The sequence below is a fragment of the Pseudomonas glycinis genome, from assembly GCF_054871425.1.
In genome coordinates, this window is the sequence record NZ_JBTYHF010000007.1 from 237,200 (window position 1) to 264,160 (window position 26,961).

27 protein-coding genes are annotated in these 26,961 nt (G+C 59.2%); 9 read left to right on the top strand and 18 right to left on the bottom strand.

Features of this window, described 5'->3' with window-relative positions:
• Nucleotides 1–104 precede the first annotated feature (104 nt).
• Nucleotides 105–602 carry a GNAT family N-acetyltransferase gene (locus tag ACYSTU_RS18280; protein WP_024012903.1) on the top strand — a complete coding sequence of 166 codons (498 nt, stop codon included), beginning with the start codon at nucleotides 105–107 and terminating at the stop codon, nucleotides 600–602.
• 116 nt (nucleotides 603–718) lie between these two features.
• Here ACYSTU_RS18280 and ACYSTU_RS18285 read toward each other — a convergent pair whose 3' ends face one another.
• From ACYSTU_RS18285 to ACYSTU_RS18295, 3 genes are all read right to left on the bottom strand, one after another.
• On the bottom strand, nucleotides 719–928 hold the full coding sequence (locus ACYSTU_RS18285) for a hypothetical protein (RefSeq protein WP_016774669.1): 210 nt from the start codon (nucleotides 926–928) through the stop codon (nucleotides 719–721).
• Nucleotides 929–1,105: 177 nt separating this feature from the next.
• The gene (locus ACYSTU_RS18290; protein WP_499000636.1) at nucleotides 1,106–2,848 is read right to left on the bottom strand and encodes a phosphoethanolamine transferase CptA; all 1,743 of its coding nucleotides are present in this window, start codon (nucleotides 2,846–2,848) and stop codon (nucleotides 1,106–1,108) included.
• Between the two features lie 210 nt (nucleotides 2,849–3,058).
• A complete protein-coding gene (locus ACYSTU_RS18295) occupies nucleotides 3,059–3,241 on the bottom strand; it encodes a DUF6026 family protein (protein WP_016774671.1) in 183 nt (60 codons plus the stop codon).
• A 251-nt stretch (nucleotides 3,242–3,492) separates the two neighbouring features.
• On the opposite strand from ACYSTU_RS18295, the gene gnd reads away from it, so the two are divergent.
• The 3 genes from gnd to ACYSTU_RS18310 are packed head-to-tail and all read left to right on the top strand — an operon-like array spanning nucleotide 3,493 to nucleotide 6,835.
• Nucleotides 3,493–4,497 (top strand): phosphogluconate dehydrogenase (NAD(+)-dependent, decarboxylating), encoded by a 1,005-nt coding sequence (gene gnd, locus ACYSTU_RS18300; RefSeq protein WP_499000914.1) that lies wholly within the window; start codon nucleotides 3,493–3,495, stop codon nucleotides 4,495–4,497.
• The gene (gene zwf, locus ACYSTU_RS18305) at nucleotides 4,494–6,017 is read left to right on the top strand and encodes a glucose-6-phosphate dehydrogenase (protein WP_016774673.1); all 1,524 of its coding nucleotides are present in this window, start codon (nucleotides 4,494–4,496) and stop codon (nucleotides 6,015–6,017) included. The genes gnd and zwf overlap by 4 nt, the downstream gene beginning before the upstream one ends.
• Nucleotides 6,014–6,835 carry an HAD family hydrolase gene (locus ACYSTU_RS18310; RefSeq protein WP_483588302.1) on the top strand — a complete coding sequence of 274 codons (822 nt, stop codon included), beginning with the start codon at nucleotides 6,014–6,016 and terminating at the stop codon, nucleotides 6,833–6,835. The genes zwf and ACYSTU_RS18310 overlap by 4 nt, the downstream gene beginning before the upstream one ends.
• Nucleotides 6,836–6,958: 123 nt before the next feature.
• Here the strand turns inward: ACYSTU_RS18310 and nhaB are convergent, their stop codons facing one another.
• From nhaB to ACYSTU_RS18330, 4 genes are all read right to left on the bottom strand, one after another.
• The gene (nhaB, locus tag ACYSTU_RS18315; RefSeq protein WP_122612227.1) at nucleotides 6,959–8,461 is read right to left on the bottom strand and encodes a sodium/proton antiporter NhaB; all 1,503 of its coding nucleotides are present in this window, start codon (nucleotides 8,459–8,461) and stop codon (nucleotides 6,959–6,961) included.
• A gap of 187 nt (nucleotides 8,462–8,648) precedes the next feature.
• The gene (locus ACYSTU_RS18320; protein ID WP_499000642.1) at nucleotides 8,649–9,575 is read right to left on the bottom strand and encodes a hypothetical protein; all 927 of its coding nucleotides are present in this window, start codon (nucleotides 9,573–9,575) and stop codon (nucleotides 8,649–8,651) included.
• Nucleotides 9,576–9,717: 142 nt separating this feature from the next.
• Nucleotides 9,718–11,007, bottom strand: coding sequence for a hypothetical protein (locus tag ACYSTU_RS18325; RefSeq protein ID WP_499000645.1), 1,290 nt, complete (start codon nucleotides 11,005–11,007; stop codon nucleotides 9,718–9,720).
• Between the two features lie 264 nt (nucleotides 11,008–11,271).
• Nucleotides 11,272–11,538, bottom strand: coding sequence for a hypothetical protein (locus ACYSTU_RS18330; RefSeq protein WP_016774677.1), 267 nt, complete (start codon nucleotides 11,536–11,538; stop codon nucleotides 11,272–11,274).
• Between the two features lie 420 nt (nucleotides 11,539–11,958).
• Here ACYSTU_RS18330 and ACYSTU_RS18335 point away from each other — a divergent pair, with 420 nt between their 5' ends.
• On the top strand, nucleotides 11,959–13,284 hold the full coding sequence (locus ACYSTU_RS18335; RefSeq protein WP_016774678.1) for a sigma-54 dependent transcriptional regulator: 1,326 nt from the start codon (nucleotides 11,959–11,961) through the stop codon (nucleotides 13,282–13,284).
• Between the two features lie 90 nt (nucleotides 13,285–13,374).
• On the opposite strand, the gene fapF is transcribed toward ACYSTU_RS18335, so the two are convergent.
• The 9 genes from fapF to ACYSTU_RS18380 all read right to left on the bottom strand — a co-directional run bounded on the left by fapF (nucleotide 13,375) and on the right by ACYSTU_RS18380 (nucleotide 22,010).
• A complete protein-coding gene (gene fapF, locus ACYSTU_RS18340) occupies nucleotides 13,375–14,688 on the bottom strand; it encodes a fibril amyloid transporter FapF (protein ID WP_125916227.1) in 1,314 nt (437 codons plus the stop codon).
• A 45-nt stretch (nucleotides 14,689–14,733) separates the two neighbouring features.
• Nucleotides 14,734–15,480 carry a fibril amyloid subunit FapE gene (gene fapE / locus ACYSTU_RS18345; RefSeq protein ID WP_136493375.1) on the bottom strand — a complete coding sequence of 249 codons (747 nt, stop codon included), beginning with the start codon at nucleotides 15,478–15,480 and terminating at the stop codon, nucleotides 14,734–14,736.
• A gap of 43 nt (nucleotides 15,481–15,523) precedes the next feature.
• Nucleotides 15,524–16,204, bottom strand: a complete 681-nt coding sequence (gene fapD, locus ACYSTU_RS18350) for a fibril amyloid maturation endopeptidase FapD (RefSeq protein WP_024012915.1) — start codon at nucleotides 16,202–16,204, stop codon at nucleotides 15,524–15,526.
• Nucleotides 16,205–16,270: 66 nt separating this feature from the next.
• The gene (gene fapC / locus ACYSTU_RS18355; RefSeq protein ID WP_499000652.1) at nucleotides 16,271–17,269 is read right to left on the bottom strand and encodes an amyloid-like fimbrin subunit FapC; all 999 of its coding nucleotides are present in this window, start codon (nucleotides 17,267–17,269) and stop codon (nucleotides 16,271–16,273) included.
• Nucleotides 17,270–17,342: 73 nt separating this feature from the next.
• Nucleotides 17,343–17,915, bottom strand: coding sequence for a fibril amyloid subunit FapB (gene fapB, locus ACYSTU_RS18360; RefSeq protein ID WP_499000655.1), 573 nt, complete (start codon nucleotides 17,913–17,915; stop codon nucleotides 17,343–17,345).
• 1 nt (nucleotide 17,916) lies between these two features.
• Nucleotides 17,917–18,366 (bottom strand): functional amyloid chaperone FapA, encoded by a 450-nt coding sequence (gene fapA / locus ACYSTU_RS18365; RefSeq protein WP_499000658.1) that lies wholly within the window; start codon nucleotides 18,364–18,366, stop codon nucleotides 17,917–17,919.
• A 322-nt stretch (nucleotides 18,367–18,688) separates the two neighbouring features.
• Entirely contained in the window at nucleotides 18,689–19,213 is a 525-nt protein-coding gene (locus ACYSTU_RS18370) for an AAA family ATPase (protein ID WP_499000661.1), read from the bottom strand.
• Complete coding sequence (gene pnuC / locus ACYSTU_RS18375; protein WP_133337845.1) at nucleotides 19,210–19,773, bottom strand: nicotinamide riboside transporter PnuC; 564 nt, start codon at nucleotides 19,771–19,773, stop codon at nucleotides 19,210–19,212. The genes ACYSTU_RS18370 and pnuC overlap by 4 nt, the downstream gene beginning before the upstream one ends.
• 602 nt (nucleotides 19,774–20,375) lie before the next feature.
• Complete coding sequence (locus ACYSTU_RS18380) at nucleotides 20,376–22,010, bottom strand: methyl-accepting chemotaxis protein (RefSeq protein ID WP_499000665.1); 1,635 nt, start codon at nucleotides 22,008–22,010, stop codon at nucleotides 20,376–20,378.
• A gap of 305 nt (nucleotides 22,011–22,315) precedes the next feature.
• Here ACYSTU_RS18380 and ACYSTU_RS18385 point away from each other — a divergent pair, with 305 nt between their 5' ends.
• Nucleotides 22,316–23,146 (top strand): undecaprenyl-diphosphate phosphatase, encoded by an 831-nt coding sequence (locus tag ACYSTU_RS18385; RefSeq protein ID WP_016774688.1) that lies wholly within the window; start codon nucleotides 22,316–22,318, stop codon nucleotides 23,144–23,146.
• A complete protein-coding gene (locus tag ACYSTU_RS18390) occupies nucleotides 23,143–23,571 on the top strand; it encodes a DUF1294 domain-containing protein (protein ID WP_499000668.1) in 429 nt (142 codons plus the stop codon). The genes ACYSTU_RS18385 and ACYSTU_RS18390 overlap by 4 nt, the downstream gene beginning before the upstream one ends.
• A gap of 148 nt (nucleotides 23,572–23,719) precedes the next feature.
• Here the strand turns inward: ACYSTU_RS18390 and ACYSTU_RS18395 are convergent, their stop codons facing one another.
• Both ACYSTU_RS18395 and ACYSTU_RS18400 read right to left on the bottom strand, forming a co-directional pair.
• On the bottom strand, nucleotides 23,720–24,079 hold the full coding sequence (locus tag ACYSTU_RS18395; RefSeq protein WP_110600661.1) for an MmcQ/YjbR family DNA-binding protein: 360 nt from the start codon (nucleotides 24,077–24,079) through the stop codon (nucleotides 23,720–23,722).
• The gene (locus ACYSTU_RS18400; RefSeq protein ID WP_324175064.1) at nucleotides 24,076–24,984 is read right to left on the bottom strand and encodes a LysR substrate-binding domain-containing protein; all 909 of its coding nucleotides are present in this window, start codon (nucleotides 24,982–24,984) and stop codon (nucleotides 24,076–24,078) included. Before ACYSTU_RS18400 ends, ACYSTU_RS18395 begins: the two co-directional genes overlap by 4 nt.
• A gap of 126 nt (nucleotides 24,985–25,110) precedes the next feature.
• On the opposite strand from ACYSTU_RS18400, the gene ACYSTU_RS18405 reads away from it, so the two are divergent.
• Nucleotides 25,111–25,722 (top strand): FMN-dependent NADH-azoreductase, encoded by a 612-nt coding sequence (locus tag ACYSTU_RS18405; protein ID WP_016774691.1) that lies wholly within the window; start codon nucleotides 25,111–25,113, stop codon nucleotides 25,720–25,722.
• A gap of 167 nt (nucleotides 25,723–25,889) precedes the next feature.
• The gene (locus tag ACYSTU_RS18410; RefSeq protein ID WP_499000674.1) at nucleotides 25,890–26,927 is read left to right on the top strand and encodes an alpha/beta hydrolase family protein; all 1,038 of its coding nucleotides are present in this window, start codon (nucleotides 25,890–25,892) and stop codon (nucleotides 26,925–26,927) included.
• Nucleotides 26,928–26,961 lie beyond the last annotated feature (34 nt).

Here is a 26,961-nt window from a genome sequence, read left to right on the forward strand (position 1 = left end):
AGCTTTTCAAGTTGCCCTCTCAGGCGCACCCAAGCTAATGTCCCCGCTAGGCCTTCCAGCTAGCACCTTGCGCGCCGGGGCTTTTTGCTTAATCGGGGATGGAAATGGATTCCGCAGAAATACTCGTTCTTCAGGCCAGCTACAGCAACCCGGTGCACGCCGAAGCCATCGGCATCGTGCTCAACCATTACGCCGAAGATCCCATGGGCGGTGGTCACCCGATCGCGCCCGAACTGCTGCAACGCCTGCCCGAAGAACTCGCCCGCCGCCCGCATGCCTTCAGCGTGCTGGCCTTTGTCGGCGGCGAACCGGCCGGGCTGGTCAACTGTTTCGAAGGCTTCTCGACCTTCGCTTGCAAACCGCTGGTCAACGTTCACGACGTCGCCGTGGTCGGCAAATTTCGCGGCCTGGGGCTCAGTCAGAAAATGCTGCAGAAGGTAGAAGAAATCGCCCGTCAGCGCGGTTGCTGCAAGATCACCCTGGAAGTGCTGGAAGGCAATGCGGTGGCGCAGGGTTCGTATCGCAAATTCGGCTTTGCACCGGGGATGTTCAATCCGGATCACGGGCGGATGCTGTTCTGGATAAAGGACTTGCAGGCCTGAAGGCTCCTCACCGCAAATCACCAACATAAAAAAAGGCGCCCCGATCAGGGCGCCTGAACTGTCATCTTCCTGGCCGGAGCGGAGCCACGGAAGGTCCATCGGTTGCTCGGTAAAGCTCAGTCGCGGTAAGACTCGGTCACCTGCGCCGTCTGGTCAGCAGGGACGCGAATTTCTTTCGCACTGGCGTCGGCCTTTTGCTCGCCTTGCGCGTGCTGGACCGGGAAGTTGTCGTAGTAATAACGCATGCGTTCGGCGCCGCCTTCGGCGAAGGCGCTGGTGGAGCCGAGGGCGAGCAGCGTGGTGAGAATGAAGGTAGTGGTTTTCATGGTGCCTCCTACTGAACAAGTGGGAGTCGGTTCGTCCGTGAAGCAGACCGCGAAAGAGAGTCTGCGACGCGGCCATTAACAATCGGTTAACGCTGGTTCAGGGCAAATATTGCGGCGTATTACAGAAACATCGCGGCCGATGGGCACAAAAAAAGGCCTTCTCGGCCCTTTGTCGTTTTACTTCTGCGCGACTTCCGCCGGATCAGGGTGTTTGGGCTTCATCAAACTGAAGTCAATCAACGCCCGCCGCGGTGCCTGGTACGGGTCGCCAATCAGCAGCTTGCGCGGTACGAAGCTGTCGCTGACCAGGCTTTTACTGCGATCCAGTTCATCGGAGCTCAACCCGGCCAAGTCCGCCCAGGTATGAATGAGCTGCGAGCTGCTGTACGGGCGGCTGAGGTCGCCGGCGAAGTTCCAGTCATGGTTTTCCTTCCACTTTGGCGAGGCCCAGGCCATGAACGGGATGGTGTACATCGGCGCGGTCGGTTTGTTTTCGTTGCGCCCCAGCGTGCCGTGGCCGGCGGAGTCGAAGACATCCTCACCGTGGTCGGAAAGGTACAGCAGGAAGCCATTCGGGTCGGTTTTGGCGTAGTCCTTGATCAGGCTCGAGACCACGAAGTCGTTGTACAGCACGGCATTGTCATAGCTGTTGTAGGTCGGTACCTGATCGTCACGCACGCCAGCCGGAACGCCTTGGCGATCCTTGAACTTGTCGAACGTCGGCGGATAACGGTACTGATAGCTCATGTGCGTGCCGAGCAGATGCACGACGATCAGCTTGCGCGGCGCCGCATCGGCCAGCGCCTTGTTGAACGGCTCGATGACGTCGCCATCGTACTGCGCCGAGTTCTGGTTGCGGTTGTTGTTCAGGTACGCCTGCTCGTCAGCCTGTTCGGAGAAGGTCGTGAGCATGGTGTTGCGCTTGGTCATGGTCTGCTGGTTGGTGATCCAGAAGGTCTTGTAACCGGCCTGTTTCATCACGCTGACCAGCGATGGCGTCGACAGGTACAGATCCGGGTTCTGCTCATCGGCGAAGGTCAGCACTTGCTGTAGCGCTTCGATGGTGTAAGGGCGCGGGGTGATGACGTTGTCGAAAACCGCCAGTTGATCCTTGAGCTTGTCCAGTTCCGGCGTGGTGTTGCGCGGATATCCGTAAAGACTCATGCGCTGACGGTTGGTCGATTCGCCGATCACCAGCACCAAAGTCGCCGGTTGCCCGGCCGAGGCGTCCTTGAGGTTTTTCAGCGGCGGGATCTTGCTGGCACTGTCGAGCATGCCTTGCATATCCCCCAGCGTTTCCAGATAGCGGTGATACGCCACGGCCATCTGCCACGGCACGGCAGGCTCGATGCGGGTTTCGAATTTCTCGAAGCCTTCAGCGAAATTGCCCATGCGCATGGTTTGTTTGATCAGCGGATAACCGGCCACGGCGATCACGATCGCGGTCGCGGCAACCATTGCGCGTCCACGGGGCATGTACACCGGACGCAGGCGCGTCCACAGAAAGTAGGCAAACGCGGTATGGGCGAGGAACGCGGGGATCATCCACCAGGCGAAATACTGGGTCATGTACTCGCCGGCTTCCGACACGTTCGACTCGAACATGATGAAGATGACGCTCTGCGAGAATTCCTGCTGATAAATGAAGAAGTAACCGAGGCTGGCCATCGAGCAGGCCCACAGCACCACAGCGATCATCGCCGCGAGCAGGCGAGTCTGTTTGGGGAACAGCAGCATCGGCGCCAGCCACAGCGCGCTCATCACGAATGCCTGACGAAATCCGGTGAAGCCGGACGTGCCGGTCAGCTGGATCAGCAGTTGGGTAATACCCGAGAAATACCAGAAGAAGACGAACAGCCAGATGAATCCGGCCCAGTCGAAACCGGCCGCAGTCGTTTTGCTGCGTTTGAACAATGCCATTCAGCGCTCCAGCTCAATCATCAGACCCACGCCGGAAACGCTTCCATGACACCGACGAACAGAGGCCGTGCGCGCAGGCACGGCCAGAATGGGGCGGAGTATCCCCAAGGGCTTGTGAAAGATTTGTTAAGCGCCGCATTTGATGAGTATCAGGCGGTCAGAGGTGCAACGTGTCGGGAACGACGGGGGCCGTTCCCGAAGCAGGCGGGATCAGGCGTGGGGTGCGCGCTGCACAACCGGACGCGGTTGCGGCTGCGAGCCTTGGGTCAATGCGCGCAATTGCGCCAATTCGTGCTTCAACTGGTCGCGCTCGTCTTTCAACTGGCGCAATTCATCGCGACGGATCGTAACGTAGAGGGTTTGTGGCGGCATTGCTGTGTGTACTGTGCCCATTGCTCACCTCGCAAATGGCGTGCATCAACTGTAAGTCACTCCTCGTTTTGAGGCGCTTGACTTACTATCGGCGCCAATTTTGATTTCTTTTGCCCTGGAAGGGAACTTTTTTATTTTTCATGGTCGGTGTGTCTTCGGCAGGATTCGGGGCGTTATCACTCTGGATCGGGCACAATGCCCGGAAACTTCATCGCAACGCTCTGGACTAACCTCCATCAGTCGCGTTGGGCTATAACCAATGACACACATTTATTTGTAGTAAGGAGCATCAGCACATGCAACTCGGGATTATTGGACTGGGCCGCATGGGCGGCAATATTGCGCGACGTCTGATGCTCAACGGGCACACCACCGTTGTTTACGACCGCAATACCGCTTTCATCGATAACCTGGTCGCCGAGGGCTCCACCGGCGTCGCCGACTTGCCAGCACTGGTTGCCGGCCTCGACAAGCCGCGCGCGGTCTGGGTCATGCTGCCGGCGGGCCCACCGACCGAAGACACCATCAACACCCTGAGCGAACTGCTTGAGCCCGGCGATACGATCATCGACGGCGGCAACACCAACTACAAGGACGACATCCGTCGCGCCAAAACGCTGAACGAGAAAGGCCTGCACTACATCGACGTCGGCACCTCCGGCGGCGTCTGGGGCCTGGAACGCGGCTATTGCATGATGATTGGCGGCGACGCCGAGACGGTCAAACGTCTGGATCCGCTGTTCGCCGCACTGGCGCCGGGCATGGGTGACATCCCGCGCACCAAGGATCGCAAGTCCGATGACCACCGTGCCGAGCACGGTTACATCCACGCCGGTCCCGCCGGTGCCGGGCACTTCGTGAAGATGATCCACAACGGCATCGAGTACGGCATGATGGCCGCGTTTGCCGAGGGCTTCGACATCCTCAAGACCAAATCCAGCGAACGCCTGCCGGAAGATCAGCGATTTGATCTGAACGTGGCCGATATCGCTGAAGTCTGGCGTCGTGGCAGCGTGGTTTCGTCGTGGCTGCTGGACCTGACTGCCGATGCGCTGGCCAGCGATCCGAAGCTCGACGGCTTCTCCGGCTCGGTCGCCGACAGTGGCGAAGGCCAATGGACCATCGAAGCGGCCATGGAGCAAGCGGTGCCGGTACCGGTGCTGTCCAACTCGCTGTTCTCCCGTTACCGCTCGCGCGGCCAGGGCACCTTTGGTGACAAGATCCTGTCGGCACAACGCTTCGGCTTCGGCGGCCACGTGGAGATTGCCAAGAAATGACCCGTACGATCCGCAGAAAATCCAAGGCAGAACCCGCACCACCGACCACGCTGTTCCTGTTCGGTGCCCACGGCGACCTGGTCAAGCGCTTGCTCATGCCGGCGCTGTACAACCTCAGTCGCGACGGCCTGCTCGACGAGAATCTGCGGATCGTCGGCGTTGATCACAACGCCATTACCGATGAAGCCTTTGCGCAGAAGCTCGAAGACTTCATCCGTACCGAAGTGGCGGCGAAGGTCGGCAAGGGCGATCAGATGCTTGATCCGCTCTTGTGGGCCAAGCTCGCCAAAGGCATCAGCTACGTCCAGGGTGATTTCCTCGACGACAGCACTTATTCCGCCCTGGCGGCGAAAATCGCCGACAGCGGCACCGGCAATGCGGTGTTTTACCTGGCCACCGCGCCACGTTTCTTCAGTGAAGTGGTGCGCCGTCTCGGCAGCGCCGGTTTGCTTGAAGAAACGCCCGAAGCGTTCAGAAGGGTGGTGATCGAGAAGCCGTTCGGCTCCGATCTGCACACTGCCGAAGCCTTGAACGCCTGCCTGCTCAAGGTCATGAGCGAAAAGCAGATCTACCGGATCGACCATTACCTGGGCAAGGAAACCGTGCAGAACATTCTGGTCAGCCGGTTCTCCAACAGCCTGTTCGAAGCGTTCTGGAACAACCATTACATCGACCACGTGCAGATCACCGCGGCGGAAACCGTCGGTGTGGAAACCCGTGGCAGCTTTTACGAACACACCGGCGCACTGCGCGACATGGTGCCCAATCACCTGTTCCAGTTGCTGGCCATGGTCGCCATGGAACCGCCGGCTGCTTTCGGCGCTGACGCGGTGCGCGGCGAGAAGGCCAAAGTGGTCGGGGCGATTCGTCCTTGGTCGACGGAAGAAGCCCGGGCCAACTCGGTGCGTGGCCAGTACAGCGCCGGCGAGCGCGATGGCCAGCCGTTGAAGGGTTATCGCGAAGAAGCCAACGTGTCGCCCGACAGCACCACGGAAACCTATGTGGCGCTGAAGGTGATGATCGATAACTGGCGCTGGGTCGGCGTGCCGTTCTATCTGCGCACCGGCAAGCGCATGAGCGTGCGCGACACCGAGATCGTCATCTGCTTCAAACCGGCGCCGTACGCACAGTTCCGCGACACCGAAGTCGACGAGTTGCAACCGACTTATCTGCGTATCCAGATCCAGCCAAACGAAGGCATGTGGTTCGACCTGCTGGCCAAGCGCCCGGGGCCGGCGCTGAACATGGCCAATATCGAGCTGGGTTTTGCGTATAAGGATTTCTTCGAGATGCAGCCATCCACCGGCTATGAAACCTTGATCTACGACTGCCTGACCGGCGACCAGACGCTGTTCCAGCGTGCCGACAACATCGAGAACGGCTGGCGTGCCGTGCAGCCTTTCCTTGATGCGTGGCAGCAGGATGCCAGCGTCGAAACGTATGCGGCCGGCGAAGATGGCCCGCAAGCGGCCGAAGATCTGCTGACTCGCGATGGTCGCGTCTGGCACAGCCTGGGATGAGTGATTTGGCGAAGCAACCGATACGTTTTCTGCTCAGCGACATGGACGGCACGCTGTTGCTGCCGGATCACACACTGAATCAACGCACCATCGACGCCGTTCGCTCGCTGCGCGAGGCCGGCGTGCTGTTCAGCCTCGCCAGCGGCCGTCCGCCGAAAGCCATGTTGCAGCAGATCGAGGCGCTGGGCGTTGATCTGCCGACAGCGGCGTTCAATGGCGGCACCATCGTCAAACCGGACGGCACACTGTTGGCCGCGCATTATCTGCCGGCCACGACCGCGCTGATTGCTTTGGCGCAGTTTGCCGATCAACCGGAGGTGGAAATCTGGGTGTTCAGCGGCGGCGACTGGCTGCTCAAGGACCCGCACGGACCGATGGTCCCTCGTGAGCAGAGCGGCCTCGGCTATCCGCCGGTGGTGGTCGAGAGTTTCGAGCCGTATCTGGAGCGCATCGACAAGATCGTTGCCACCAGCAATAACACAGAGTTGCTGATTGAGCTGGAGGCGCAGCTGTTGCCCAAGGTCAACGGCATGGCGCAAGTGTCGCGCTCGCAGCCGGTGTATCTGGACGTCACTGCGCTTGAGGCTAACAAAGGCACCGCGCTGACAACGATTGCCGAATACCTCGGCGTGCCGCTGGAGCAAACCGCTGTCATCGGCGACGGCGGCAACGACCCGGCGATGTTCAAATGCGCCGGCTTGTCGATTGCCATGGGTCAGGCGGAAGAGGCGGTGAAGCGTCAGGCGGATGTCGTCACCGCTGCCAACACCGCAGACGGCGTGGCTTTGGCGATCGAGCAGTACATCCTCCCGCACTGATCCAACACAAAAACTAATGTGGGAGCGAGCCTGCTCGCGAAAGCGCTGGGTCATTCAACAGATTCGTTGCCTGACACGCCTCTTCGCGAGCAGGCTCGCTCCCACAGGTTTATTTAGTGTGGCTTAGAGCCAATAGCTCACCGCATACCAGCCCAGCAGTCCCATCACCACGGTATACGGCACCGCCATCCACACCATGCGCCCGTAGGACAGACGTACCAGCGGAGCGATTGCCGAGGTCAGCAGGAACAGAAACGCTGCCTGACCATTCGGTGTCGCCACACTCGGCAGGTTGGTGCCGGTGTTGATCGCAATCGCCAAGGTTTCGAAGTGCTCGCGAGTCATGTGCCCGGCAAGAAAAGCCTGTTTCACCTCAGTGATGTAAATGGTCGCAACAAACACGTTGTCGCTGATCGCCGAGAGCAGGCCATTGGCGATGAACAACATGCCCGGCTGTTGATCCATCGGCAACGCCAAGACCCACTCGATCAGCGGGACGAACAGATGCTGATCGTGAATGACCGCCACCACGGCAAAAAACACCACCAGCAGCGCGGTAAACGGCATGGCGTCCTTGAACGCGCTGCCCAGGCGATGCTCGTCGGTGATGCCGGTAAACGCAGTGATCAACACAATCACCATCAAACCGATCAGGCCGACTTCAGCCAGGTGAAACGCCAGGCAACCAATCAGAATCAGCGCCGCCGCGCCTTGCACCAGCAGCGCCGCCGTCTGACGAGGCGTACGTTTGGCGTTGTCCTCGGCAGCGTAGTTGGCCAACACAGCGCGGACGTTGTCCGGCAGCAGCGTGCCGTATCCGAACCAGCGCAGCTTCTCCAGCAGCACGCAAGTAACCAGACCCGCCACCAGTACCGGCAGCGACACCGGGGCAACTTTCTGGAAGAACTCGCCGAAATGCCAGCCCATCTCATGGCCGATCAACAGGTTCTGCGGCTCACCGACCAAGGTGCAGACGCCACCGAGCGCCGTGCCGACCGCGCCGTGCATCAACAGGCTGCGCAGGAAAGCGCGGAATTGATTCAAGTCCTCATGGTGTCGCGAAGGTAAATGCTCATCGTCACCGAATTCGCTGTCCTTGCGTGGATCATTGCCAGACGCGACCCGGTGATACACGGAGTAAAACCCGACAGCCGCACTGATGATCACCGCCGTCACGGTCAACGCATCAAGAAACGCCGAAAGAAATGCCGACAAGAAGCAGAACATCAGCGCCAGAATCGCTTTCGAGCGCACGCCCAACAGCAGCCGCGAGAAGAGAAACAGCAGCAGATCTTTCATGAAGTAGATGCCGGCAACCATGAACATCAGCAGCAGGATCACCGGAAAGTTGTGCAGTAACTCATCGTACAGCGCTTGCGGCGTGGTCATCTTCAACAGCAACGCTTCAATCAACAGCAGGCCGCCGGGCATCAACGGATAACACTTGAGCGCCATGGCCAGGGTGAAGATGAATTCGATCACCAGCAACCAGCCTGCGGCGACCGGGCCGATGGTGAACAGGACCACGGCATTGAGAATGAGAAAACCGACGATGGTCGCCTTGTACCAGCGTGGCGATTGCCCGAGGAAGTTGTGCGCGAACGCCTGGGCGATTGAACCGGACATCGGCTGCTCCTTTTATTTAGAAGCGCGAAAGTTGCCGGATGTTTCAAGGAAGATCAAGGTTTGAGAATGCAATTGCTTGATAACAATCGAGCGCATCCGATCCCTGGCGGTTGCTGTACAGAGGACCCGCGGCGCCGTGACGTCGTGGGTCCCTGATATTGTGGCGCGGATGCAGTGATCTCGGCGCTTAGATTTCTGACGAGGTCACTCTTATAGCCCAAGGCGCAGACAGTCGGCCCGAATCGGATTTACAGCGGAAAGTGTGCACATGGTTTACGGCCAGATCCGTGGTAGTTGCGCTGTAAACACCATGTTCGTCGACGACAAAATCAACAACGTTGTTTTGGTAGTCGACAATCCATCCCGTCTCGCCAGGAATGCCCGTGCCGGTAATGGTGACGGATCTGTCAGTCGTGACGCCCTGATTACCGATTTCCTGAAACCGCTCTTGACCGATCACAAACTTGATCGTCAACGCCGTCGGTTTGATTACCTCAACCTGCCACGAACTTGACTCGTGCCCGTTGGGGTCCCTCGCGACGAAGCGCTGAATACCCGGTTGAAGGCCTGACACATTGGCGCTCCAATGCCCGTCTGAATCGATATTCAGCAGTCGAACCACTGTACTGTTGTTCAATAGTTCAACGATTCGGCCAGGTGTGCCGTAGCCAATGAAGTCCAGTTCGTTACTGAATGTTCTCTGACCGCGGGGGACGAATTGTCCGTCAGGTTCGTATACCGTTTCAATTACCGGCGCGTTCTGCACATCGTCGGAGACTGTGATTATCCATGGAAGCGAAACGGCCCCGGCGGCATTCATCGCTGTGTACATATGCCGACCCGTTTGCAACTTGGCCAGCGCCACGATGAAGTTGCCTTGGACATCAGCATCTACCACGGCAACGGGGCGCCCCGCATCCGATATATGCACAGGTTCTCCCGCAAGGCCCGAGCCGCTGATCTTCAGCTTGCTGTCATTGCTGATGCCGCCGTTCGGTATGGATTCGCCTTTACCGTTGGTGACCTCGCGTATCACGGGAGCATTGGCTGTCGCGGAGTGGGTCGTAGCATCGGCAGGCGTCAGCGGTGCAGATAACTTCTCTTGATCAGACATTCTGAAATTCCCTTTTTCGGTTGTACACGCAGCCATCTGCGCGCCCCGTTATCTGATGCCCGATCGGAGCGACCGTCTACTGTCAGAAATTACAGGTGCAGCTATATAACCGACGGACGGTAAGGGTCCGCGTGCATGCCGACTATGGATTCAGATAGCGCGCAACCATTGCCCGGTAGTTGCCATCCAGCGAATAGCCACCTACCACAATCGCGCCGTCAGTTTGTACAGCCAGTGAATTGGCTGTATCGAGACTTCGCCCCAGTCGCGTGCGCAACCAACCGTGGCCCTGGCCGAACGCCGGATCGAGGCTGCCGTCAGCTTGATAACGGGCGACCATGAAATCGGCTTCAACCCCGCCGATGGTCGCGCCTACGGCAACGATGCGGCCGTCGCTCATCAATCGGGCGGCGTTCCATTGGCATCCGCTGGGACCGATGTCCACCACCTGTGGTTGGCCATGATGACAGTGCAGGTCCGGTCGACCGTTGGCGTGCAGGACAAACGTCAGGCAGCGGATTGGATCGCGGCTGCTGCCGAAGCAGTAGAGCCTGTCGGCGGACTCGATGATCTGGCTGACCTGAGCGCTGTTGCCGTGGGCCCTGAACGCCATGAACCCGTCCACGGCAAAACGCTCGTCCAGACGCCCATCGGACTGGTAAACCGCCAGCAGCCCTTGCTGCGGAAAGTCGATGGAACCTGCGACGACAATTCGCCCATCCGCCTTCAACAGCAGGGTGCTCAGCCAGGTGTTGAGCAGCAAGTGGCGAACCATGACAAATCCGCGCCCGTTGAACGATTCGTCGAGGCTTCCATCAGAACAGAGGCGAATCAGCATCCCGGCGTGGTCGGCGAGGCTGAAATGATGGTTGGCGATCAGCAGAATGCGACCGTCTTCCTGCACCGCAAAGTCACAGGCTTCAACACCTGGCACACCCGGCGGCAGCCAGTTGTCGCGGGTGCCCATGGACAGCTCGCCGGGCAGGCGCACGATCTGGAAGCCGTCATTACCGAAAGTTCGATCTGGCTGGCCGTTGGCATCGAACAGGGCGAAGGCGGGGAGGGTGCGATGGGTGTCTTCATAATGCAGGCCGGCCAGCAGAATCTTGCCGTCAGCTAGTACCTGAACCTTGCCGGCCTTGGCTTCGAATCCTTCGACGAAACTGCCGATCACGCTGCCCTGAATACCGAACGACAAATCCGCCGAACCATCACCCAGCAGCCGCGCCAGGCCAAAACGACTTCCCTTCGGCGTACCGACCTTGGCGGCGACCAGAATCCGACCCTGCGCATCGAGCGCGACATGTTGCGTCTGGCTGGACAGGCTACCGCCAAAATACACCTGCGCAACACCGCCGATGGCGAAGGTCGAGTCGAGCGAACCGGGGTTGTTCCATACCGTGGGCAACGCATAAGTGTTCAGGGTCGACATGCACGCGTCTCCTTGCGAGTAGCCGATATCCCAGTGATTGGGAGGCTGACTGCACGAGCGAAACATTCAATCCCTGAACCGCGAGAAGTACAACTGGACGAATCAACAGAACGACGGTCGCACTGTGCCAGAACAGTGTCTTGCTGAACCAGTCGCAAGCGAGCCAAGCAATTTGGATGAAACAGCGCAGTAATTAATGTGCTTATTCGACTTTGCATACAACAAAGGCGGATGACTTTAACGTCATCCGCCTTTGTTCGATTATCAGTGTGGCATCGACCACGATTGCAACTTGTGGCCGTCTTCGCTCAGTTCGGCGCGGGCCTGCTGCAGCAGTTGTTCGAGTTGCGCCGGGTCAGAGTAGGCGCTGCTCGGGATCTGTTTGCGACCGATGTGGGAGTTGGTGCGGTCGACGACGGTCAGGCTCAGTTCGCCATTGCCGTCTTGTGGCGCCCAGGCCACGCACTGGAAAGGCTTGAACGCGTGGTTGGCAATCAAAAGTGCTTCGTTGATACGCAGCGGGGCAGTCATGGGGTCTTCTCTCTATTGGCGCCCAATCAAGTGATGTGCCGTCGGTTGGGCTTACCGTGCGGCGGGTTACTTGTACTGATGCACGCAACAGGGGTGTGGGTCACACTTGAAACAAAGAAATTTCAGGTTCTTTACATAACGTAAGTTCGTTTCGTTAATCCTGCACCTGTCCGAACACCGCGCTGAATTCACCCCAACCCCAGCCCTCACCAAGGAGAGGGGCTAGGGTGAGGGGCTGCTCTTTGACTCAGCGTAAATAGTCGATAGCTAACTAACAACCAACTTTCTTATAACTCTTTTAATACCCGCCCTATAAGCAATCGGTACAAGCCGCCGTCAAAATCTTGCTAGTGTTACAACCGGGTCTGCCAAATGACTGTTTTTTCGATCATTTATCAAATTTGGCGCCAAGGAACAGTCATGAGCGAAGCGCCTGCGTCGAGACGTTTACTGGTGGTCGATCCCTGCGACGACTGCCATCGCCTGTTGCCGGGATTGCGCGCCGTCGGTTGGGATGTCGACAGCTGTAATCTGGAGAACGCCGCATCCCGCGCCTGTGACGTCGGCCTGCTGCGCTTGCAGCCTTACCACCTGGAACGTCCAGAAGCGGTCAAAGAACTGATCAGCCGCAGCGGCACCGAATGGATTGCCGTGCTCAATCAGGAAGTCCTGCGTTTACAGAACGTCGGTGACTTCGTTTGTGAATGGTTCTTCGACTTCCACACCTTGCCCTTCGACGTCTCCCGCGTACAGGTCACCCTCGGCCGCGCCTTCGGCATGGCGCGCCTGCGCGGGCAGGGCACGATTCATGTCGATCAACCGGAGCACGAACTGCTCGGCGACAGCAAACCGATCCGCGAACTGCGCAAACTGCTGAGCAAACTCGCCCCGACCGAATCGCCCGTGCTGATTCGCGGCGAAAGTGGCACCGGCAAAGAGCTGGTCGCGCGCACCCTGCATCGACAATCCCAGCGTCACAACAAACCGTTTGTAGCGATCAACTGCGGGGCGATCCCAGAGCATTTGATCCAGTCAGAATTGTTCGGCCACGAGAAAGGCGCGTTCACCGGCGCACACCAGCGCAAGGTCGGACGCATCGAAGCGGCCAATGGCGGTACGTTGTTTCTCGACGAAATCGGCGACTTGCCGCTGGAACTGCAGGCCAATCTCCTGCGGTTTCTGCAGGAAAAGCACATCGAGCGGGTTGGCGGCAGTCAGCCGATTCCGGTGGACGTGCGCGTGCTGGCCGCAACCCACGTCGACCTGGAAGCGGCAATCGAGAAGAAGCGCTTTCGCGAAGACCTGTATTACCGGCTCAACGTACTGCAAGTGGTGACCGCGCCATTGCGCGAGCGCCACGGTGATCTATCGATGCTGGCCAACCATTTTTCGCACTTCTACAGCCACGAAACCGGGCGGCGGCCACGCAGCTTCAGCGAAGATGCATTGATTGCCATGGGCAAGCATGACTGGCCGGGTAACGTGCGCGAGCTGGCGAACCGGGTACGGCGGGGGCTGGTGTTGGCGGAGGGACGGCAGATCGAGGCAAGGGATTTAGGGTTGATCAGCCAACACTCGATCGCCACGCCGATGGGCACGCTGGAGGATTACAAGACCCGAGCGGAACGGCAGGCGTTGTGTGATGTGTTGAATCGGCATAGTGATAATTTGAGTGTGGCCGCGAAAGTCCTAGGAGTTTCGCGGCCTACTTTTTATCGGTTGTTGCATAAGCATCAGATTCGTTAATTAAAGTGATCGCAGCCTTCGGCGGCTCCTACAGGGATTACTCGAATCCACATGTAGGAGCCGCCGAAGGCTGCGATCTTTTGCTTTTGCTTAGAAGTAATACGGGAATTTCAGGCTGAACGAAAAGTCCGGAGCATCATCGGTCATGCCAATCGAGAGGTTTGGCACGATCGTCAGGTTGTCGGTGGCCGCAATGGTCATGCCGACGTTGAAGTAACCGGCGTTGGCATCACTGGACACCACCGATTCCCAATCGCCGCCGTCCTGTTTCAGCTTGCTTTTGCGTTGCACCAGGTCGGAGACCGAGAACGACATACTCATCTTCTCGTTAAGCGCGAAGGCGATACCGGCGCCGATCTGGAAGCTGTCGCCGATGCGCACTTTGCCCGGGTTTTTCTGATTGACCGTAGAGCTGATGTCGTCGAACGATTCCTCGAGGTTGTGGGTGTAGGAAAGGCTGCCGAACAGCACCGCCGGGTCGAACGTCTTGACCAGCGAGATACCCGGTGTGATCGACCAGACGCCGTTGCCGGTGGGCAGGGTATCGGGGACGAACAGGTTGGAGTTGGCGTCGGTCTGGCGCAGTTTAATGCCGAACGGGTCTTTGCCGGTCGGCGCCTTGACGCGCAAGGTGACGACGGCGTCCGGGGTGTTGACCGATTCGTCGAGGAACTTGTAGGCGATACCGAAGTTGACGTCGCCGATGGTTGGATCCTTGGTCACGGTTTCTTCTGTTGTTACGCCAGCCGCGCCCTCGTTGCCGCCGCCGGATTGATACGTCGACTCGCGATAGATCACCGGCACGTTCAGGTCGAACTGCCAGCGATTGTCGAAGTTGTAGCGGCCGGTGAGGTCCAGGGTCCAGGTGTCGGCCTTGATCCTGTCGAGGTTGATGTTGCCCAGGAAGATCGAATCCAGCGCAAGGAACCCGTTCAGGATCAACTGACGGGTGTCGTAGCGCGAATAGGTCAGGCCGGTTTCCACGCTGAACTTGCCGCCGCCAAAGAAACCACTGGCTTCGTCATACAGGTTGGAAACGCTCTGTGCCGGTTGTGAATCATCGGCCAGCGATTGGCCGTAGGAAGCGCCACTGCCCCCGGCGGCGCCTCCCGATGCAGCGGCCGCACCGGTGCCTGTGGCGGCTCCGGCGACGCGATTGCCTTTCATGTCGGACGGCGATTTGGCCAGCCGTTTTGGCGGTGGGGCGGCGGGTGTTTCTTCTACCTGGCGGACCCGTTGTTCAAGTACCGCCAGCGCTTGTTGTTGTTGTTCGTATCGTTGTCTCAGTTCCAGAAGTTCCCGTTTCAGGGCTTCTACATCGGCGTCGGGTGCTGCTTGCAGCATTGCCGCCGGGAGAAGGGTACTCAAACACACTGCAGCACGCAGTGATACTGATCGATACATGAATAAGCCGTCCCTTTAAGCCCAATGATCGAGACTCAGCGTAGTTCAATATCCGATATTGCGTAGGGCGCCGAGTTGGGTCAGGTTGCAATCCAGTGCACCGGCGCTTCTGCCGTTATTGTTAAGTACGACGTTGAGTTGCGTAAGGTTGTTGACCACGTTGGCGCTGCCCAGCAAACGGGTGTTCTGCAGCAGCCCGCCCTGGGCGACCTGTTGCAGTGCCGTGCCCTGGTTGCCGCTGGCCTGAATGGCCATTTGCACGCCACCGCCATTGGCCGAAACCGCGACACTGCCGGCGCCGTTGCTGCCAGTAATGGTTTGTCCGGCGATGAGGGCCTGGCCCTGCGATGGCACCAGTGCCGGGGCCTGGCTGGCTTCGCTGACGTTGATCGCGACGTTGTTGCTGGCGGTGTTGCCATCGCCGGCGGCGCGTACGCTTTGCGTCACACCCTGGCTGCTATTGAGGCCGGCACCACCGATGACAGTGCCGGTGCCTGATGCGAGAGCGCTGCCATTGCCCGACTCCTTGATGGTCGAGACATAGAATTCCGGTTTGACGGTTGCGGCCTGGATCTGCATCGAGGTCGCGGCCCCGATCAAGTCGCCGCTGGCGTTGCGCCAGGTGCTGCTCATGACAATGCCGAAGCTGATGATCCGCCCCGGCATGACGTAACGACCGCGCAGCTCGGCGAGCTCCTGGTCCTTGATTTCGATGGGTTTGAATCCGGCATGGGCTAAACCTGACGCACTCGCTGCCAGGCAGGCGGCGGCCAGCCAGTATGAGCTTTTCATCTGCTGCTCCCGGGACATCCAGTCCCATTCTCTAACTCGGCGATTAAAAGAAGTCGCTCTGAATGAACCCGAAATCCATCAATTCCGCATCTTTGACCGGGTTGAAACTGTCCAGCGAGTTCTTCGCCGTCAGCGGCACGGGAGGGCTGCGCAAGGCGTTGGCCTTGTCGTAACCGGGGCCGACGATGGCGAAGACAATGCCGTTCCAACCTTTGACAAAGTCGTCGTGCTTGTAGCGTTTGTGGCCGAGAACCGGGTCACCGATGTAGACCCAATCCTTGTCCGAGCGCTGCAGGACGACGAAATGCTTGTAGCCACGAATGTCCATCAGAACCACCACCGGAATCGTCACCGCTTCGAGTTTCTCGGGCGGGATCCGGTAGCCACGGGCACGCATGCCGATGCTTTCTACGTAGCGCTTCATGTCGAGCATGGAGAAACCCTGGGTTCGCACCAGGTCCTGGTCAGCATTGACCAGCATGCCTTTGATGATGTGCTCCTCATCGACGTCGAGCCAATAAGCCTGGCGCAGGACCGTTGCCAGTGCAGCAGCGCCGCAGCTGAAATCGGTTTTCTGTTCGACGATGTCGGCAAACTTGCGCTCACGAATGCTTTGCACGTCCTTGTAGACCAGCACGCCACCCGGCAGGGCAGCGACCGGCATCTGAGCCGCCTGAGTCAGGCCGCACAGACAAAGCAGAGCGAGGAGGGCAGGAGTCCGCATGATCGAATACGCCTTGTGGAACCTGGGAAAAAAGCCCCGTTGCCGGGGCTTTCGTTTCGATCGCGATTACATGCAGGCTTTGCAACCTGCGGCGATGGACAGCGAGTTGCTTTGTTGGTTGCCTACACCCGCCGAGACGTTGGCTCCGCCGTTGCCGGAGAAGTTGTTCATCGAGTTGGTCATGTTGGCGTTGTTGACGACTGGAGTTTTCCAGCCATCTTTGGTCAACACTTGTTGCGTGGTGACGCCAGCGAGGCCAAAAGTACCCACGGCTTCGAACTTGGCTTTCTGATCATCGTTGCCGCCATGGCCGCCGCCACGGTTGCCCCAACCGCCGTGGTTGTCGTCTTCGATGGTCGCGGTGCCTTTGGCTTTGAACGCGCCAGCGGCTGCATAAGTACCGGTGAGGGTGTCGGTTTTGTAAGCCTGCACGCCTTTGTTTTCCACAACCAGGCCAGTCGAGGACTGGTTGGCAGAGGCAGCGGCCTGCGCTACACGACCACCGGAAACGGCGATGGCGAGGTTGTTTTTCTGTTGGTTGAAGTTGCCCGAGCTCACGTTGATGCCGATGTTGCCGGAACCATTGTTGCCTGCATTGCTGAGCGTGGCGTTGTTGAAGGTGGACGAGTTTTTCACGTAGTTGTTGTTGTTCACCTGAGTCGCGCTCGAGGCGGCAACAGCATTGCCGAAGATGAAGCTTTCGTCAGCGGTGGCCAGTGCAGCAGCGTTGTCCTGCTGGTTGCCGTCGCCGGCGGCGACGTTGGCGCCCATGTTGCCGTTGGAGCCGTTGAGCGAGTCGCTGGCATTGGCGTTGTTCAGGGTGCCCTGGTTTTTTACCACGTTGCCGTCGCTGTTTTGTGCGTCGAGTACAGCGGCGCCGGCGCCTGCGGTGATTTTCAGCAGTTGTTCAAGATTCGGACCTTGTGGCTGGCCGTGACCGTTGCCATGTCCATTGCCGTGCCCGTTACCATGATCATTGTCACCACGGCCGCCAGCCTGTGCTGCCATTGCCATCACTGCTGCGAGTGCGAAAACCAGTGGTTTGAGAGCCATTGTAGGTTTCATGGTTGTTTCTCCGTCGTGCTTATTAGTTGGTTAAGTGTTGGGACTTTTCTAATTGCACTGCTTTTTGTTTGGGTCAGTCTGCGACCCGGATGCTCAGGGTGTTAGCCATTCGGTTCCCCACCCCGGCACTCTGGTTCACCTGAATTACCCCGCGGCTGCCGGTGAAGGCCTGATCACTGGTCGTGACCTGGCGACTGCCGATTGAGGTACCAGTTGCTCCTGAGCTCGGTAAAAACGCCACGTTCTGTTGTGAAAGGGCGCTGTCGTCAACGCTCTGCGGGCCGGCACTGATGCTGACGCGCGTGACGTTGGCCATTTGATTGTTGGCACCGGCGCCCTGGTTCACACCGAGGATGCCGTAGCCATTGCTGAAAGAGTTGCCGCCGATATTGGCGCTCGCGTCGATGGCGCGGCTGGCGGGCGTGTCGATGGTTTGCCTGACGTTGGTGGTGGCATGGGCTTCGGTGCCGATGGCAATCGCCTTGGTGTTGGCTTGTTGCATCTGGTCACCGGCGGCCTGGTTGACGTTGAAGTTGCCGCGATACTGCGCACCGGAATCCTGAATATTTGCTTTGTTGACTGAAGCCGAATCGGCCATGGCGCTGGTGCAGCCGAGCAGGGCGAGAAGCAGCAGGGTGCGATTCATGTCATTGGCCTCCGGCCATGCGAGTCAGAGGCGCCAGGCCGGTGCTCATCGCCCGGTTGACGGTGTTGGAGATCGAAGCACCAGAACCGCCGCCGCTACCCGTGCGCATACCGGGCAGGCCGTTCTGGTTGGTCAGGGTGTTCATGCCGGGCAGGTTGGAACTGGGCGTGGTCATGTTGTCGCGAATCGATGAGCCGCTGGCGACACTGGCGAAATCACCGTCAGTCAGTTCGGTACTGCTGAGGGTCTGGTTGATCCGCGCCGAAGGGTTGGCGTTAACCGTGGTTGGATAGGGATCTTTGCCGCCGTTGCGCCCGATCGGGATTGGCTGAACGTCGCGGTTGAGGACGATCACTCCATTGCCTTCGGCCTGGGCGCTGGCACTGATCAATGCGCTGGCGGCTGATCCGATCAGCAGGAGGCAAGTCAGGCTTTTATTGAAATTCCCCACGGCTGCAATTCCTTCTTCAGTGGGCTGGGTTATTCAGCGTTGTGAAGGAGAGAGCGAAAGCTGTGCCGGTTTTGAATTGTCGCTTTATTTCAATGGGTTAGGTGTTTTTTAGAATTGCTCACTGCGGGCACTGTTTCAGCGCTGAGACACATGCAGGGGCGCTTGAACGATGCTTGACGTTGGAAAGCTCTGGAACAAGGGTTTGCGCCGATGTGTTTCATCGGCGTAACAGGTGACGTGACGGAGTGATGAACAGCGTTTGGACGGGGGCTTTGCGCGGTGAGGAGTGTTTCAAAAACGGACAGGTTCGTCCCAACGCGGCTCAGCTGGACAGCAAAAGCTCGACCGCCGCAAAGGCTTGGGCGTGCCGTTCGGCCCAATTGCCCTCGATAACTTGCAATGGCTGTTGATGCTCAATCAACCAGGCGCGCGTGGCTTCGAAAAATGCCATGCGATCCGCAAGATCCGGTTGGCAGCGTTGACCGTCTTCGGCCCAGTCGACCTGTTGCGGCGATAGCAGCAGGTGCAGGTCGTAATGGCGCGCCAGTAACTCGGTTTCCAGCCAGTCCGGGCAGGCGCCAAACAACGTCTGGCTCCAGAGGATGTTGCTCAGCAGATGGGTGTCGAGAATCAGCAGTTCGGGTTGTTTCGCCCGTGCCTGATCTTCCCATTGCAACTGGCCCCGGGCGATATCAGGGATATCCGCGAGGCAAGTGTCGCGCGGGTTGTCTTCGATGAATCGCCGAACATATTCATCAACGCGCACGCCGCCGAAACGCTGCTCCAGGCCTGCCGCCAGCCAGCTCTTGCCAGTGGATTCCGGGCCGGTGAGAACAACGACTTTCATGTGCGCAACGCCGGATCGGCACGCCATTCCCGCCAGCCTTGCACCGCGAGCAAGGTAAACAGCGCGTAGAGCGCGGCGGTCAGGTACAGGCCTTTGTAGATAAACAAGCCGACAAAGATCACATCGAGGACGAACCACAGCGCCCAGCATTGCAGGCGTTTCTGCGCCATCCACAGTTGCGCGACCAGACTGAAACCGGTGAGCGCGGCATCGAGCCACGGCTGTGCGGCGTCGGTCCAGTGCGCCATCGCCGCGCCCAGCGACAGGCTGCCGATCGCCCCGACGCTGAGGCCTAGCAGAATCGAGCGTGCATCGAGGCGGGTAACCTGGCGACCGTCATGCATCGTCCCGGCGCGGGTCCATTGCCACCAGCCGTAGATTTGCAGCGCGGCATAGATCACTTGCAGCAACATGTCCGAATACAGCTTCACCTCAAAGAAGATCCAGCTGTAGAGCAACACCATGACCAGCCCGATCGGCCAGCACCACGGATTCTGCTTGACCGTCAGCCACACGGCGATGACACCGAGGGCAGCAGCAAACAGTTCAAGCCCGGACATGGCGGATCCTTGGGGGAGTTGAGAAGGGGGCGGATTGTACTGCATTAGTCAGATCAAAAGCCCCTCACCCTAACCCTCTCCCGGAGGGAGAGGGAACTGACCGCGTTGTTTGGTCGAGGTACGCTGACCTGGAATATCGCGTCGAACGCAGATCATGAAACGCCCAGTGATCTGCGATCAAAAGCCCCTCACCCTAACCCTCTCCCGGAGGGAAAGGGAACTGACCGCGTTGTTTGGTCGACGTACGCTGACCTGGAATATCGCGTCGAACGCAGATCATGAAAAGCCCAGTGATCTGCGATCAAAAGCCCCTCACCCTAACCCTCTCCCGGAGGGAAAGGGAACTGACCGCGTTGTTTGGTCGAGGTACGCTGACCTGGAATATCGCGTCGAACGCAGATCATGAAACGCCCAGTGATCTGCGATCAAAAGCCCCTCACCCTAACCCTCTCCCGGAGGGAGAGGGAACTGACCGCGTTGTTTGGTCGAGGTACGCTGACCTGGAACATCGCGTCGAACGCAGATCATGAAAAACGCAATGATCTGCTCCCTCTCCTCGGGGAGAGGGCTGGGGTGAGGGGTGGGCTCACCTCGGTGACCGGTCAGACCCGGAACTGGCGCAGCAACCCGTTGAGCTGTTCGCTCAGTTGCCCAAGCCGCAGACTGGCTGCACTCGACTGTTCAGCCGCCAACGCGGTGCTATGGGAAAGCCCGGCCGCCTGGGTCACGTTCTGGTTGATGTCCTCAACCACCTGCGCCTGTTGCAAGGTAGCGCTGGCAATCGACGCATTCAGGCCGTTGAGATTACGCAACGCCTGGCCAATGGCATTAAGGCTCGCCCCGGCCAGTCCTGCCTGTTCGATGGTCAATTGCGAGGCCTTGCTGCTGTCGCCGATCACCTTCACCGCAGCCTCCGAGTGATTCTGCAAACGCTCGATCATCGACTGAATTTCAGCGGTCGATTTCTGCGTACGCTGGGCCAGCAAGCGCACCTCATCGGCCACCACGGCGAACCCGCGACCCTGTTCACCCGCACGCGCCGCTTCAATCGCCGCGTTCAAGGCCAGCAGATTGGTCTGCTCGGCAATCGAGCGAATCACTTCCAGCACGCTGCCAATCTGCGTGCTCTCCGCCGCCAGGGTGCGGATCACTTCCACCGCCTGATCGATCGTGCCGGAGAGCTTGTCGATCTGTTGCAGGCTGCCGTCAATGTTGATCTGGCCCTGTTGCGCCTGCGCTTCGGCATCACGCATTTCGGCGGCGGCGTGTTCGGCGTTTTTCGCCACGTCCTGCACGCCGTAGGTGACTTCGTTGATCGCCGTGGCGACCAGTTCCATCTGCTGCGATTGCTGCTGACTGCGCTGCTGCGCTTGCGAGGCATCGTTGCCAAGCTCGCTGGAAGACTGGCCCAAAGCGCTGGCCGAGACCTGCAGATCACCAATCACTCGGCGCAACTTGGCCGTGAACGCATTGAAGTGATGGGCCAGTTCAGTGACCTCATCCTTGCCGTGGGTATCGAGGCTGCGGGTCAGGTCGCTTTCGCCGCTGGCGATGTTCGCCATGGCATTCACGGTCTCCTGCAACGGACGGACGATGCTGCGTGCGATCAGGATCACCAGCAGCGCCATGATCAGCGCAATCGCCAGGCCGATCGCCGACGCCTTGATCATTTGTCCTTGGAATTCTGCCTGCACATCGTCGACGTAAACGCCGGAACCAATCACCCAGCCCCACGGCTCAAACAGCTTCACATACGAGGTCTTCGCAACGGGGTCAGTAGCCCCCGGTTTCGGCCAGCGATAATTGACCATGCCCGCGCCTTTGGCCTTGGCAATGGCGACCATCTCGTTGAACACCGCAAAGCCGTCCGGGTCGCGGATCGCCGAAAGATTCTGGCCTTCGAGCTTGGGATTGGTCGGGTGCATGACCATCACGGGCGTGAGGTCGTTGATCCAGAAGTAGTCGCTCTGGTCATAGCGCAGGCCACGGATCGCGGTCAGCGCCTGCTTTTGCGCGGCATCCCTGGTCACGGTGCCGGCCGTTTCCAGGCCGTGGTAATAGGTGAGCAGGCCACTGGCGGTCTGCACTACGTGCTGGGTTTTCTGCGCCTTGGCGTGGTAGAGGTCGTCGTGGATCTGCTTGAGCATCAGCACGCCCAAGGTCAGCAACATGACCACCGCCACGATCAAGATGAGCCACAAGCGTCGGCTGATCGACACACTGCGCAAGCTGTTCATAACGCTGTCACTCCGGATTCTTGTTCTTGTAATAAACGATCGCCAGCATCCAGCCACCGCTGTGGGCTTGCGATTGCGCGACTTGAGCCGCCTAACGCGGGGAGCGCTATTAAGGCTTGTCTGTTAGGATTTCGGCCCCGCGCGCAAAAACCTGAATCCGGTTTTGATATTTCACGGAATTTTTACCGTTTCGTGTGGATCCTGTGCGCGCGCAATCGCTACAGCTTTTACCGGCTACGCTGGACGCAGTGAACGAAAAAAATACTATCGGGGCATGCCCGCGCGCATCGCTCTCTGGGGGATTGATGGATCTTTGGACCGCCTTGCAGGCACTGATTCTAGGAGTTGTAGAAGGGCTGACGGAGTTTTTGCCCATTTCGAGTACCGGACACCAGATCATCGTCGCCGACTTGCTGAACTTCGGCGGCGAACGGGCCATGGCGTTCAACATCATCATCCAGCTCGGCGCGATCCTCGCGGTGGTCTGGGAATTTCGCCGCAAGATCCTCGACGTGGTGATCGGCCTGCCGACCCAACCGAGCGCACGACGTTTCACCGCCAACCTGCTGATCGCCTTTTTGCCCGCCGTGGTGCTGGGGGTGATCTTTGCCGACCTGATTCACGAATACCTGTTCAACCCGATCACCGTGGCGGCGGCGCTGGTCATCGGCGGCATCATCATGCTCTGGGCCGAACAGCGCCAACATGAAGTCCACGCCGAAACCGTCGACGAGATCCGCTGGACCGACGCGCTGAAAATCGGCTTCGCGCAATGCCTGGCGATGATTCCCGGCACCTCGCGTTCCGGCTCGACGATCATTGGCGGTTTGCTGTTCGGTCTGTCACGCAAGACCGCCACCGAGTTCTCGTTCTTCCTCGCCATGCCAACCATGGTCGGTGCGGCAGTGTATTCGGGCTACAAATACCGCGACCTGTTCGTGCCGGCGGATTTCCCGGTGTTCGCCATTGGTTTTGTCACGGCGTTCATCTTCGCCATGATCGCTGTGCGCGGCCTGCTCAAGTTCATTGGCAGCCACAGCTACGCAGCCTTTGCCTGGTACAGGATTGCGTTCGGCCTGTTCATTCTGGCCACCTGGCAGTTCGGCTGGGTGGACTGGTCGGCGGCCAAGGCATGAACGATTCCCGCACGCGCCGCCCTGAGGGACGACCTTCAAGCGGGCGCGTTCAGCATCTGAAATTGAAGCTTGTGGTGTTGCTGATCGTCTGCGCGCTGCCGCTGTTCGGCTCGCTGTCGATGTGGCTCAGCGGCATCTCGCGGGTGCCGCTGGCGGCGTACGGGATTGTCAGTGTGCTGGCGTTCTTTCTGTACTGGGCCGACAAACGCAAGGCCCGCGCCGATGCCTGGCGCACTCCGGAAAACATCCTGCATGCGGTAGAACTGGCGGGCGGCTGGCCGGGAGCTTTGATCGCTCAGCAGGTGTTTCGGCACAAGACGCGTAAGGTGTCGTTTCAGATTCTGTTCTGGGTGATCGTGTTGTTGCATCAGGTGTTCTGGATTGACCAGATTTTTCTCGGTTCCAACCTGTTGTCTTTGATCTAAAGAACACACTTACCCCTGTAGGAGCTGCCGAAGGCTGCGATCTTTTGGGACGCAGAGCGTCCCCGGGTGCATTCCCACGCAGAGCGTGGGAACGATCAACGCACAATCAAAAGATCGCAGCCTTCGGCAGCTCCTGCACGGACCGGGTTTACAGCAACAGGCCGATTTGGGTTTTCTTAGGCAACTTGCTCACCACCAGTTGATGCGATCGCTGCAACAAACCCTGCAATTCCTCGGCACTCAGCGGGTAGGGCGGGTGCATGATGATCCACTGCGCCCGCGCCAGATACGGCGCCGGATGAATCCCCGGGCGGTCGCAATGGCCGAGAAACAGATCCTTGTCGACCTTGAACGCCAGCGAATCCCCACGTAATCCCTGCAAGGCAAACATCTTGTTGCCGGCAATCGAGAACACCCGCACGCCGCCCCATTTGTAATCTTCCCGGGCGCCGGGCAGGGCCAGACAAAACTCGGCGACCTCGGCTTCGCTCATTCTTCCCTGTTTCATAGAAATCTGTCCCCGCAGGCATTGAACGATTCGACCAAGTGATCGATCCATGCGCGCACCGCCGGCATTACCCCGCGCCGGTGCGGATACACCGCTTGCAACCAGCCGCCGGGCAATGACCATTCCGGTAGCACTTGCACCAGCGTGCCGTTACGCAATTCGGTTTCGCAGAACATCATCGGCAGCACGGTAAAGCCCTGACCGGCCAGGACGCAGGCCTTACGCACCACGAAGTCATCAATGCCCAGCCGCGCTTCCATGCTCAGATCGACGCTCTTGCCTTGCTGATCGAGCAGACGCACATGAACCATGCGGTCGGCTTCCAGCGCGCCGAGTACCGGCAGGTTTTTCAGGTCCTGCGGATGATTGATGGTCTTGCCTTGCATGAACGCCGGGCTGGCGATCACCACCGCCTGGGCCTGACGCAAGCGGCGGGTGACCAGCAACGGGTCTTCATCACCGTGATCGCGCACACGCAAAGCGACATCGATGCCTTCGGTGACCAGATCGACCCGGCGATTGAGCAGCACGACCTCCAGCTGCACCTGCGGATACTTGCCGAGAAAGTCGCTGATCACCGTCGGCAGCATTTCATGGGCAAGCCCGGTCGGGCACGACACCCGCAAGCGCCCGCGCGGTTCGCTGGACATGCTCGCCACCGCTTCGTCAGCCATTTCCGCTTCCAGCAACATCGCCTGACAGTGGCGCAAATAGCGTTCGCCAACGGCGGTGAGATTGAGTTGGCGAGTGGTGCGTTGCAGCAGACGCGCGCCAAGACGTTCTTCCAGTTCGGCAATGCGTCGCGACAAGCGTGACTTGGGAATGCCGAGCAGCCGCCCGGCGGCGGCAAAGCCGCCGGCTTCGACCACTTTGGCGAAGTAGTAGAGATCGTTGAGGTCCTGCATGCGCGTTTCCAGTCGTTCTATCAATGGGACGAACTATCGCATTGTCGGCGACTAATCAGCTATTGGTTTGTTGCGTAGGATTGTCTCCATTCCGTCGCCGCCGGCGATTCTTTCAGGAGAACCCACATGAAACTGTTGCACATCGATTCGAGCATTCTCGGCGACAACTCGGCTTCCCGTCAGTTGAGCCGTCAAGTCGTCGACGCCTGGCAAGCTGCCGAGCCGAGCGCCGTGGTCACCTACCGCGACCTGGCCGCCGACGCGATCAGCCACTTCTCGTCGACCACACTGGTTGCCGCCGGCACCACCGCCGAACTGCGCGACGCTGCGCAACAGCACGAAGCCGAGCTGAGCGCTTCGACCCTGGCCGAATTCATCGCTGCCGACGCTGTGGTGATTGCCGCGCCGATGTACAACTTCACCGTTCCAACCCAACTGAAAGCGTGGATCGACCGCGTCGCCGTCGCTGGCCAGACGTTCCGCTACACCGAAGCCGGCCCTGAAGGCCTGTGCGGTGGCAAGAAAGTGGTGATCGTGTCGACTTCCGGTGGCATCCACGCCGGTCAGGCCAGCGGCATCGCTCATGAAGAATATCTGAAGCTGGTGCTGGGCTTCCTCGGCATCACCGATATCGAAATCGTCCGCGCTGAAGGTCTGGCCTATGGCGAAGAAGTGCGCAACAACGCCATGAGCGCTGCGCAAGCGAAGATCAGCGAGCAACTGTTCGCCGCCGCATAAGGCTTGCGTAAAGAACAGCTGATGTTCAGGTAATCCCCGAAAAACTCTGTATTCTGGTTCCGCAAGGGCCGAATACGGAGTTTTTTGTTTCTGGCTGTTACATAATCTGGCCCGGGTTATGCAGTTTCAGCACATCCGACGATGTGGTCCGACAGGGTAGGGCATTCATGAGGCATCTTTGTGCACTGTTGCTGATTTGCCTGCTGGGCAGCCTGAATTCAGTGCAGGCCGCACCGGGGCGCCACCCTGTCTGGAGCGTCGGTTATCACGAGATGACCTTTCTCGACCCGCTCGATCTGCAACCGATGCGCGCCATCGCTTTTTACCCGTCCAGTGACCGCGAGCACATGAGTTTGCTTGAGGGCTATTCGGTCGAGGCTGGAGAAGACACCAAAGTCGCGATCGGCCGCTTTCCCATGTTGATGCTCTCCCACGGCAATACCGGCACGCCGCTGGCCTTGCATGATCTGGCGACGTCGCTGGCGCGCAAGGGGTTTGTCGTGGTTGCGGTGATTCATCCCGGCGACAACTGGCGCGACCACAGCCGACTTGGCACGTTGAGCAATCTCTACGGCCGGCCAATCCAGATTTCCCAAGCGATCACCGCGACCCTCGCCGACAACATGCTGGCGCCGTTCGTCAATGCTGACCAGGTCGGTGTGATCGGTTATTCGGCCGGGGGCGAGACCGCATTGATTCTTTCCGGGGCGCAACCGGATCTGGATCGTCTGCGCCGCTATTGCCAGGAACGTCCGGACGATCACGACGCCTGCAACACCCAGGGCGAGCTGATTGTCGATCGCGATGACTTGCAGCCGGTGGCCGATCCACGGGTTCACGCGTTATTGCTGATGGCGCCGCTGAGCCTGAAGTTCGGCCGCCATACCCTCGCCGATGTGCACGTACCGGTGCTGCTCTACAGCGGCGACGGCGACAAACTGGTGGCCTTCGATAAAAACGCTGCGGCTTTGGCGCGCAAACTGCCCACCGCGCCGGACTTCAAACTGCTCGCCGGGGCAGGGCACTTCGTGTTCATGGCGCCGTGCACCGAAGAACAGATCCTCGCCATGCCAGCATTGTGCACCGATGCCGACGGGGTGGATCGCGAGGATATTCATCGCAACCTGATATCCGAGGCCGGACGGTTTTTTGCCCATGCGCTGGGCAGATCGACACGGGCGGGGATGCAGACGGCGGATCAATAACTTCATCACCGCCACCAATTCCTGTAGGAGCTGA